We start from the raw sequence: 10,594 nt of genomic DNA, 5'->3' as shown, positions 1-10,594 counted from the left end.
CCCCCACCCCTAACCCCTCCCCACAAGGGGGAGGGGGATTCGGTCGCCGCCGCTTCCCCGCCTTCGATTCCTTTGGGATTTGCTGATGACGATGAGGTAGGTTTTGCTCCGCCCTTGGAAGCTGTGGCGCCTCCTCCTCCCCCTTGTGGGGAGGGGTTAGGGGTGGGGGTAGATGCCGCTGTGACCTCTGGCGATTTCGTGTCTGCGACAACATTCCCCTCGCCCGCCACCTTCAGCCGCACGATGGGCGAGCCGATCGCCACCGTGTCGCCGATCTCGGCGCCCAGCCACAGGATTTCGCCATCGACCGGCGATGGGATTTCGACCGTCGCCTTGTCGGTCATGACGGCGGCAAGCACAGTGTCCTCGCGCACCATGTCGCCGATCTTGACGTGCCATTCGACCAGCTCGGCCTCGGCGACACCTTCGCCGACATCGGGCAGCTTGATGATGTGTTCGCCCATCTCAGGCTCCCATGGTTTCAAGCAGGGCACGGCCGACCCGGGCGGGACCGGGGAAATAATCCCACTCCTGCGCATGCGGATAGGGCGTGTCCCAGCCGGCGACCCGCGCCACCGGCGCTTCGAGGTGATAAAAACAGTTTTCCTGCACCAGCGCCGACAGTTCGGCGCCGAAGCCGGACGTCAGCGTCGCCTCATGCACGATGACGCAGCGCCCGGTCTTCTTGACCGAGGCGACGATCGTGTCGAGGTCGAGCGGCAAAAGCGTCCTGAGATCGATGATCTCGGCATCGATGCCCGTTTCTTCGACGGCCGCCTGCGCGACATAGACCATGGTGCCGTAGGCGAGCACCGTGATGGCGGAACCCGGCCGGCGGATCGCCGCCTTGCCGAGCGGCACAGTGTAGTGGCCGTCGGCGACCTCGCCGAGCTCATGTTTCGACCACGGCGTCACCGGCCGGTCGTGATGGCCGTCGAACGGACCATTGTAGAGCCGCTTCGGTTCGAGGAAGATCACCGGATCGGGGTCTTCGATCGCCGCGATCAAGAGCCCCTTGGCGTCGTGCGGGTTGGACGGCACCACGGTCTTCAGCCCCGACACATGGGTGAACAACGCTTCCGGGCTCTGGCTGTGCGTCTGGCCGCCGAAGATGCCGCCGCCGGTCGGCATGCGCACCACGATCGGGCAGGTGAAATCGCCATTGGAGCGGTAGCGAAGACGCGCTGCTTCCTGGGTCAGCTGGTCGTAGGCCGGATACATGTAGTCGGCAAACTGAATCTCCACGCACGGCTTCAGCCCATAGGCGGCCATGCCGATGGCCGAGCCGACAATGCCGGATTCGTTGATCGGCGCATCGAAGCAGCGGCTCTTGCCGTATTTGGCCTGCAGGCCCTGCGTGCAGCGGAAGACGCCGCCGAAGAAGCCGACATCTTCGCCGAACACGACGACTTTGTCGTCGCGCCCCATCGATACATCCATGGCCTCGCGAATGGCCTCGATCATGGTCCGTCTCGGCATGGCTCAGACTCCCGCCTGCTGGCGCTGGCGTCTGAGATGCGGCGGCATCTCGGCATAGAGCCCTTCGAACATGTCGCGCGTCGACGGCTTGCCGCCGGCATGCAGCGTGCCGTGGCTTTCCGCTTCCTTCTGCGCGGCGATGACCGTGTCGAGGATTTCCGCCTCGGCCTGCGCGTGCCTCTCGTCCGACCAGACGCCGAGCGCGATGAGATGGTTCTTCAGCCGCACGATAGGATCGCCGAGTGGCCAGGCGTCGGATTCGGTCTTCGGCCGATAGGCCGAGGGGTCGTCCGAGCTCGAATGCGCGCCGGTGCGGTAGGTGACATATTCGACCAGCGTCGGCCCGAGATTCTTCCTCGCCCGCTCCGCCGCCCATTTGGCCACCGCATGGACGGCGAGATAGTCGTTGCCGTCGACGCGCAGCGACGGGATGCCGAAGCCTAGGCCACGGGCGGCGAACGTGCCGGAACCGCCGCGCGCGATGCCTTGAAAGGTCGAGATCGCCCACTGGTTGTTGACGACGTTGAGCACCACGGGCGCCTTGTAGGTGGAGGCGAACACCAGCGCCGAATGGAAATCGGATTCGGCGGTCGAGCCGTCGCCGATCCAGGCGGCTGCGATGCGCGAATCGTTCGAGATCGCCGAGGCCATCGCCCAACCGACCGCCTGGATGTACTGCGTTGCCAGATTGCCGGAGATCGAGAAGAAGCCGTGCTCCTTCGACGAATACATGACCGGCAATTGCCGGCCCTTCAGCGGGTCGGCCTCGTTGGAATAGATCTGGTTCATCATCGTGACCATCGGGTAGCCATCGGCGATCAGCAGCCCGGCCTGGCGATAGGTCGGAAAGTTCATGTCGCCGGGTTCGAGCGCCTTGCGGAAGGCACAAGCGACAGCCTCTTCGCCCAGATGCTGCATGTAGAAGGAGGTCTTGCCCTGCCGCTGCGCCATCTGCATGCGCGCATCGAAGGTCCGCAGCGTCATCATGTGGCGCAGGCCGGCCAAAAGTTCCTCATCGGAAAGCAGTCCGGCCCAGGGACCGACGGCCTCGCCAGTGCGGTTCAGCACGCGGATGATCGAGAAGGCATGATCGCGGATGGTACGCGGATCGACATCGATCTCGGGGCGCGGCACCGAGCCGGCCTTCGGGATCGGCACATTGGAAAAATCGGGCGTTCCGCCCGGCCGCACTTCCGGTTCCGGAACGTGAAAACGCAACATCCCAGCATCGGCCATGACCTTTGTCCTCCAATGTTGCCTGGTGCCGATATTTGCATATCTGCACCGCCAGGCCAGTGCGAATTCGTCGGGTAGCCTTCGGACGTCGGTTCCGGCCGCGCCGGCCGATCCAGCCTCCCGCGCACCAAGATGAAGATATGTCCGCGAAATTTCTTGTCGATGTTGGGCGCCGGCGCGCAATTAGAGAGAAGGTCGGGCCGGGTTTGCCGGCAGATAAGGTGATTGGGGAAGCGCGAAGCGTAATCTCCCCCCTTGAGGGGGAGATGTCGCCGAAGGCGACAGAGGGGGTCGCCGCGCATGGAGCGCCAACTTCTTCTTTCGGCGCATGAATGTCGCATCCAGTCGAACCGACCCCCTTTGGCCTGCCGGCCATCTCCCCCTCGAGGGGGGAGATCACGCACACCCCGGTTCACCCCACGCCCGCATCATGCTAACCAACCCGCCATGGCACAGAAGAAAGCGTACGAGGTCGACGGCTGGCTCGCGAAGCCGGACCAGCGCATTTCGATCGTCCTGCTTTACGGCCCCGATCGCGGCCTCGTCTCCGAGCGGGCGAAGGCGTTTGCCGGCAAGACCGGCCTGCCGCTCGACGATCCCTTCTCGGTGGTCAGGCTGGAGGGTTCGGAGGTCGACCGCGACGAGGGCCGGCTGCTCGACGAAGCCCGCACCGTGCCGATGTTTTCCGACCGGCGGCTGCTGTGGGTGCGCAATGCCAGCGGCCAGAAGGCATTGGCCGACGACGTCAAGGCGCTGACGGCGGAGCCTGCGCGCGATGCGATCATTCTCATCGAGGCCGGCGATCTCAAGAAAGGCGTCGGATTGCGCGCCATCGTCGAGGCGGCCGACAACGCCATGGCGCTGCCTTGCTATGCCGATGAAGCGCGCGACATCGACGGCGTCATCGACGCCGAACTGAGCAAGGCCGGCATGTCGATGACCATGGAGGCGAGACAGGCGCTGCGCCGCAATCTCGGCGGCGACCGGCTGGCCTCGCGCGGCGAGATCGAGAAGCTCGTGCTCTACGCCCATGGCCAGAGCGAGATCGGGCTGGAGGAGGTCAAGGCGATGTCGGGCGACGTCTCCGGCGCGTCTTTCGACGACGCGGTCGACGCGCTCCTCGAAGGCAAGATCGGCGACTTCGACATCGCCTTCACTCGCCATTGCCAGTCCGGCGGCCAGCCCTTCCTGGTGCTGTCCTCGGCGATGCGGCAGTTGCAGCAGATCCAGATCATGCGCGGCCAGATGGAGTCCGGCAACCGCAACGCCGCCTCGGTCGTCGCCGCCGCCCGCCCGCCGGTGTTTTTCTCCAGGCGCAAGCTGGTCGAGAAGGCGCTGGAGCGCTGGAGCACCGACGCGCTCGGCCGCGCCCTGACCCGGCTGCAGACGGCGGTGCTACAGACACGGCGACGGCCGGACCTTGCCGTGGCGCTGGCACGGCAGGCGCTGCTGGGGATTGCGGTGGAAAGCAGTAGGTTGGCGCAGCGCGGCTGATCTCCCCCCTCGAGGGGGAGATGTCGCCGAAGGCGACAGAGGGGGTCGTTGCGCGTGGAGCGCTGGCCTCCTATTCGTTTCCACAAGGGCGCCGGCGCTTGGTGTGAGGCGACCCCCTCTGGCCTGCCGGCCATCTCCCCCTCAAGGAGGGAGATTAGCGGCGTCGCCGATTTCGCCAAAACCCGGCCTGAAGATAATTCGCCGGCTAATTATCGTTCCTGCTTCAGCCGCCTGCACAACTCATCGAGCTGTTCCAGCGAGCGATAGGCTACCCGCAGCGTGCCGCCTCTGCCCTTGTGATCCACCGACACGATCATGCCGATCGTATCGGTCAACAGTTTTTCCAGCGCCAGCGTGTCGGCGTCCTTTTCGTCAGGACTTGGCGCCGGCCTGGCTTCCCTGGCGCTGCTGGTGCCGGCCGGCATCTGCGCCAGCGCTTCGGCCTGGCGCACCGAAAGTCCTTCTTCGACGATGCGCTTGGCAAGGCCCGCCGGATCTTCCGCCGTCACCAGCGTGCGGGCATGACCCGCCGACAGCGCGCCGTCGACCAGCATGTCGCGAATCACGTCCGGCAGCTTCAAGAGCCTGAGCGTGTTGGCGACATGGCTGCGGCTTTTGCCGATCACCTGGCCGAGATCGGCCTGGGTGTAGCCGTGCTCGTCGATCAGCTGCTGATAGCCGAGCGCTTCCTCGACCGCGTTGAGATCGGTGCGCTGGACGTTCTCGATGATCGCCAGTTCGAGTGCGGTGCGATCGTTGACCTCACGGATGATGACCGGGATCTCGGACAGCCCGGCGCGCTGCGCTGCACGCCAGCGCCGCTCGCCGGCGATGATCTCGTAGCGTCCGGCCTGTATCGGCGAAGGCCGCGCCACCACCGGCTGGACGACGCCGTGTTCGCGGATCGACTGGGCGAGGTCGGTCAGCTCGGCGTCGCCGAAATGCCGGCGCGGATTCTTCGGATTGGGGGTCAGGAACTCGATCGGCACCTTGCCGTCGGCGCTCATGCCAGGTTTTTCAGGCGCTACTGGGCGATCGATCTCGCCGATCAGCGCCGCTAGCCCACGCCCAAGTCTCTTTCTCGAAAGATCTTCGCTCATCTTTATTCCAGTTGGCTATTCCAAATCGTTTCGGTATCGAATCGGCTCTTAACTATGCATCCGGCCTCATCAAGCGGCGCGTAACTTGCGCTCGCGGCGGATCACTTCCGATGCCAGTTGCAGATAGGCCTGGCTGCCCGAGCATTTCAAATCGTAGAGGATCGCCGGCTTGCCGTAGGACGGCGCCTCGGACACCCGCACATTGCGCGGGATGATGGTCTCGTAGACCTTGTCGCCCATATGCGCCCGCACATCCTGCACGACCTGGTTGGCGAGATTGTTGCGGCCGTCATACATGGTCAGCACGATGCCTTGGATGGTGAGATCCGGATTGATCGAGCGGCGCACCTGCTCGACCGTCTCCAGCAACTGGCTGAGACCTTCGAGCGCGAAGAACTCGCATTGCAGCGGCACGAGAACAGAATCGGCCGCGGCCATTGAATTCAACGTCAAAAGGTTGAGCGATGGCGGGCAGTCGATCAGCACATAGCCGAACGGTGCGCCGCGCTCGGTCGCGGCGCGCAGCGCATTGCGCAGCTTCAGCACCCGGTCGGGCGCGGAGGCGATTTCCATTTCGATGCCGAGCAGGTCGAGCGTCGACGGCACGATCGACAGGCCCGGCACGGCTGTGGGGATGGCCGCGGCTTCCAGCTCCAGCTCGCCGGTCAGCACGTCATAGGACGACACCGTCCGGTCCTTGCGGTCGATGCCCAGGCCGGTGCTGGCATTTCCCTGCGGATCGAGATCGACGATCAGCACCTTTTCGCCGATCGCAGCCAGCGCGGTCGCCAGATTGATGGCGGTCGTCGTCTTGCCAACACCGCCCTTCTGGTTGGCTACGGTGATGATTCGGGGGCCATTCTTCATCATGGGTTTATGCCAGAAATTCATTTTGGGCGCCAAATCGCCTGTCAGTGACGGATCAGACAGGTCGCAGGTTAGACAATTCCAGGATGACGCCGCCAACGTCGGTCACACTTGGATGTTCTACCAGATCGAAGGACCATCGGTGAACGCTTTCTTGCACTTCGGTGCGGTAATCCCGGCCTTTGTGGAACAGGCCGCGCCCGCCGGAAATCAGCCAGGGCGCCGACAGCTCCAGCAAGGTCGAAAGCGGAGCCAGCGCCCGCGCCGTGACGATTTGCGGCGTCGAAACAAGCGCGTGGCTGTCATCTATGCGGCGCGCCACGACCCGCGCCGGCAGGCTGAACTGGCCGACGACGGTCTGCAGGAAGGACGCCTTTTTGCGATTGCTTTCAACTAGGTCGATGCTGGCGCCGTCGCGTTCGGCCAGCAGGAACGCCATCACAAGGCCTGGAAATCCACCGCCCGAGCCGAGATCCACCCAGCGTGTGGCAACGGGTTCTATGCGCCCGAGTTGGGCGCTGTCCAGGATATGGCGCTGCCAGACATCGCCCGACGTCGACTGCGCCACCAGGTTGATGCTGCGGTTCCATTTTTGGAACATCTGCTCGAACGCCACCAGCCGATCGAATGTTTCACGTGAAACCGGGCCTGCCGCGTCCTGCAGGCTCCCTAGGGAAATACTACTCACGCAACATCCTTTTGTAGGCGCTGGGCGCTCTCTGCATGGCGGACATGCGCGACAATGATCGCCAGCGCCGCCGGCGTCATGCCTTCCATGCGCTGGGCATCGGCGATGGAGCGCGGCCGCCGCGCCTGCATCTTCTGCTTCAGCTCGTTCGACAGACCCGGCACTCCGGCGAAATCGACCGTCTCGGGGATCAGCCGGCTCTCCTCATGACGGATCTGCGCCACGTCGGTCTTCTGGCGATCAAGATAGACAGAATACTTCGCTTCCGTCTCGAGGCGCTCCGCCGTCTTGCCGTCGATCGCCGCAAAGCGCGGATCGACGCCAGCCAGCCAAGCGACGTCGACGTCGGGATAGGAAAGCAATTCATAGCCGGACCGGCGCACGCCATCCCGGTTGATGTCCAGCCCGTGCCGCGCCGCCTCATTCGGCGTCATGGCGAGCGACTTCGCCAAATCCCGCGCCTCATCCAGGCTTTGCATGACCTGCCCGTAGCGCTGCATGCGCTGTGCCGAGGCGATGCCCAGTTTCGCAGCCATAGGCGTCAGTCGCTCATCGGCATTGTCGGCACGCAGCGATAGCCGGAACTCGGCCCGTGACGTGAACATCCGGTAGGGCTCTGCGATGCCGCGGCTGGTCAAATCGTCGACCATCACGCCGATATACGCCTCGGTGCGGCTGAGCACGATTTGCTCGCTCCCCGCCGCCCGCCGCGCCGCGTTGAGGCCTGCGAGCAGACCTTGCCCGGCTGCTTCCTCATAGCCGGTCGTGCCGTTGATCTGCCCGGCGAGGAAGAGACCACCGATGCGCTTCGTCTCCAGCGTCTGATGCAGTTCGCGCGGATCGACATGATCATACTCGATGGCATAGCCGGGCTGCAGCATGATTGCGCGCTCCAGCCCCGGAATGGTTTTCAATATATCGAGCTGCACATCTTCGGGCAACGAGGTGGAAATCCCATTGGGATAGACGGTATCATCGTCCAGCCCTTCCGGCTCCAGAAAGATCTGGTGCCCGTCCCTATCGCCGAACTTGACGATCTTGTCCTCGATCGACGGGCAATAACGCGGCCCGACGCCCTCGATCGAGCCGGAATACATGGCCGAGCGGCCAAGATTGGCGCGGATCAACTCATGCGTGGCCGGCGTCGTGCGGGTGATGCCGCACTCGATCTGCGGCCTGGTGATGCAGTCGGTCATCAGCGAGAACGGCACCGGATTCTCATCCGCGGCCTGGCTTTCCAGCGTCGTCCAGTCGATGGTCCGGCCATCGAGCCGCGGCGGCGTCCCGGTCTTCAGCCGTCCAAGCTTGAAGCCTGCGCGGTCCATCGTCGCCGAGAGCCCAAGGCTGGCCTGCTCGTTCATGCGGCCGGCGACAATCTTCTTCTCGCCAATATGAATGAGGCCGCGCAGAAAAGTCCCGGTCGTCAGGACGACCGCACCGCAGGCAAGCCGCCTGCCGTCGGCCAGGAGAACAGCCGTGATCCGCCCATCGGCGATCTCAAAATCCAGAACCTCGCCTTCAACCACGTCGAGATCGTTCTGCTGCCGAATCGCTTCCTGCATGGCAAGACGATAAAGCTTCCGGTCGGCCTGCGTACGAGGGCCGCGCACGGCGGGACCCTTGCGGCGGTTGAGCAGGCGGAACTGAATGCCGGCCGCGTCCGCCACGCGGCCCATCAGGCCATCCATGGCATCGATCTCGCGCACCAGGTGGCCCTTGCCGAGCCCGCCGATCGCCGGATTGCAGGACATGACCCCGATCGTATCAAAGCGCAGCGTCACCAGCGCGGTCTTGGCACCAGCGCGCGCGGCAGCGCTGGCCGCCTCGCAACCCGCGTGACCGCCGCCCACCACAACCACATCATAGTGATTGGTCATTTCCAAACGTCCCAGACTCAAAAGATTTGAGGGACACATGTCCCCGCGAGCCTTTGCTGTCAAGAAAACTCCGCGAGTCGTTTCACGTGAAACAGCCTTGCACCGCCATCGCGTGTGTTTCACGTGAGTCATCGGGGCACCGATGTTTCACGTGAGTCGCACCTTGCCGCTGCTCGAAGGTCTTACCCAAGCGTTCGCAACGTTCGTCATCCTAGGGCAAAGCAGGAGCGAAGCGACGTCGCGGAGACCCTAGGATCCATGCCGTGATCTTGGCCAAAGAGTACAGCGGATCAGAATTCTGCACCGTGGCGCGCGCTCAGAAGTCGCGGCATGGATCCTCGGGTCTGCGCCGCGTCGCTACGCTCCTTGCTCCGCCCGTGGATGACGAAGCGATGGGGCGTTCCAACGGTCCATCAAAATCTCTGCATCGACAACTGAGTCATTTTACGAAAGCGCATTGTTTCACGTGAGTCATTTCCCAATGCAGAACTGTGAGAAAATCACGTCCAGCATGTCCTCGACGTCGATGGCGCCGACAATACGGCCCAGGCGATCTGCTGCAAGCCGCAACTCCTCGGCGCGCAATTCCTGCCCGACAGTCCGGCCGTCGGTTGCGCGACGCAGGTGGCTATTCGCTTCGCCGAGCAATTCGACGTGGCGCAGGCGCGACGGCAGGACATCGCCGACGCTGCCGGCTGCTTTCGCTGCCCGCCGGCCGATTTCCCCCAGCAGTTCCTCGACGCCCGTCCCGTTCTTTACCGAAATGACAAGGGCATTATCCTCCGTCGCGTCGCTCGCCGCGCGGTTTTCCAACAGATCGAGCTTGGTGCCGACGCGCAAGGTCGGCGCCACACTCGGCAGCTCGCCGACATCTCGTGGGTTCGCGATGTCCTGCAGCAAGAGCAAGAGATCGGCGCCATGCGCCTTGGCCCTGGCCTTCTCGATGCCGATAGCCTCGACCTTTCCCGGCGCATCGTGCAGCCCGGCCGTATCTGTAAGCCGGACCCGCAGCCCCTGGAGATCAAGTGTCACTTCAAGCAGATCCCGCGTCGTGCCGGGTTCATCCGTTACTATAGCGGCATCCCGCCGCGCCAGGGCGTTGAACAGACTCGACTTGCCGGCGTTGGGCGCGCCAAGGATAACGACCTCGAAGCCGTCACGGATGATTTCGGCAGCACGAAATCCGGCAATGTGCCGGTCGATCTCGCCGATCATAGTTTTGACATCGGACCAAACCGTATCCGAAACGGAACCGGGGACATCGTCTTCATCGGCAAAATCGATCTCCGCCTCGATCATGGCGCGGGCGTGAACCAACCTGCGACGCCAGCCGAGATAGAGTTCGCTCTGAGCGCCTTCGGCATTTTGGACAGCAAAACGCCGCTGCGCCTCGGTTTCAGCGTTGACGAGATCCGCCAGGGCCTCGGTCTCAACCAGGTCGACCTTGCCGTTGAGAAAGGCGCGGCGCGTGAATTCGCCCGGTTCCGCGTGCCTGACGCCGTCGAAACCAGTAATCGTCTCCAGCATCCTGCCCACCACGGCGCGTCCGCCATGAACGTGGAATTCCGCCACATCCTCGCCGGTGAAACTGGCCGGATTGGGAAAGAAAACGACCAAGCCGTTATCGAGCACGGTTCCATCGGGCGCCCTGAATCTGCGCAAGACCGCGACGCGGGGCTTAACCATACCCCCGGCGATCGTTTCGACTACGAATCGAGTCTGTGGGCCGGAAATACGGATGACGGCGACGCCGGCCGGCAGCCGGCCGCTCGACAGCGCTACGATGGAATCGCCTGAAATCATTTGCCCGCTCTACCGAACCGCCCTAGCTTTACGCCCATCAGCCAATCGCA

Annotated in this window: 9 protein-coding genes; 1 reads left to right on the top strand and 8 read right to left on the bottom strand. The window is 63.8% G+C overall.

Going from position 1 to position 10,594, the window contains the following annotated elements:
- From AC0L2U_RS15860 to AC0L2U_RS15850, 3 genes are all read right to left on the bottom strand, one after another.
- Positions 1-464 (bottom strand): biotin/lipoyl-containing protein (locus AC0L2U_RS15860; protein WP_473602166.1); only part of this gene is annotated, 464 nt, incomplete at its 3' end.
- Between the two features lies 1 nt (position 465).
- Positions 466-1,479: an alpha-ketoacid dehydrogenase subunit beta gene (locus AC0L2U_RS15855; RefSeq protein WP_292661450.1), complete on the bottom strand. Its 1,014-nt coding sequence runs from the start codon at positions 1,477-1,479 to the stop codon at positions 466-468.
- A 3-nt stretch (positions 1,480-1,482) separates the two neighbouring features.
- Complete coding sequence (locus tag AC0L2U_RS15850; protein WP_292661452.1) at positions 1,483-2,715, bottom strand: 3-methyl-2-oxobutanoate dehydrogenase (2-methylpropanoyl-transferring) subunit alpha; 1,233 nt, start codon at positions 2,713-2,715, stop codon at positions 1,483-1,485.
- A gap of 447 nt (positions 2,716-3,162) precedes the next feature.
- Here AC0L2U_RS15850 and holA point away from each other — a divergent pair, with 447 nt between their 5' ends.
- Positions 3,163-4,209, top strand: coding sequence for a DNA polymerase III subunit delta (gene holA / locus AC0L2U_RS15845; RefSeq protein ID WP_292696911.1), 1,047 nt, complete (start codon positions 3,163-3,165; stop codon positions 4,207-4,209).
- A gap of 209 nt (positions 4,210-4,418) precedes the next feature.
- Here holA and AC0L2U_RS15840 read toward each other — a convergent pair whose 3' ends face one another.
- The 5 genes from AC0L2U_RS15840 to mnmE form a co-directional block, all read right to left on the bottom strand.
- Entirely contained in the window at positions 4,419-5,309 is an 891-nt protein-coding gene (locus AC0L2U_RS15840; protein ID WP_292661455.1) for a ParB/RepB/Spo0J family partition protein, read from the bottom strand.
- 69 nt (positions 5,310-5,378) lie between these two features.
- On the bottom strand, positions 5,379-6,179 hold the full coding sequence (locus AC0L2U_RS15835) for a ParA family protein (protein ID WP_081738757.1): 801 nt from the start codon (positions 6,177-6,179) through the stop codon (positions 5,379-5,381).
- A 52-nt stretch (positions 6,180-6,231) separates the two neighbouring features.
- Positions 6,232-6,864, bottom strand: coding sequence for a 16S rRNA (guanine(527)-N(7))-methyltransferase RsmG (rsmG, locus tag AC0L2U_RS15830; RefSeq protein WP_128363698.1), 633 nt, complete (start codon positions 6,862-6,864; stop codon positions 6,232-6,234).
- Positions 6,861-8,741: a tRNA uridine-5-carboxymethylaminomethyl(34) synthesis enzyme MnmG gene (gene mnmG, locus AC0L2U_RS15825; protein WP_473602165.1), complete on the bottom strand. Its 1,881-nt coding sequence runs from the start codon at positions 8,739-8,741 to the stop codon at positions 6,861-6,863. Before mnmG ends, rsmG begins: the two co-directional genes overlap by 4 nt.
- 471 nt (positions 8,742-9,212) lie before the next feature.
- Positions 9,213-10,544 (bottom strand): tRNA uridine-5-carboxymethylaminomethyl(34) synthesis GTPase MnmE, encoded by a 1,332-nt coding sequence (gene mnmE / locus AC0L2U_RS15820; RefSeq protein WP_473602164.1) that lies wholly within the window; start codon positions 10,542-10,544, stop codon positions 9,213-9,215.
- Between the last annotated feature and the right edge of the window lie 50 nt (positions 10,545-10,594).

It is taken from the genome of Mesorhizobium sp. WSM4808 (genome assembly GCF_055811675.1).
This window is presented reverse-complemented; position numbering and strand designations above follow the sequence as displayed.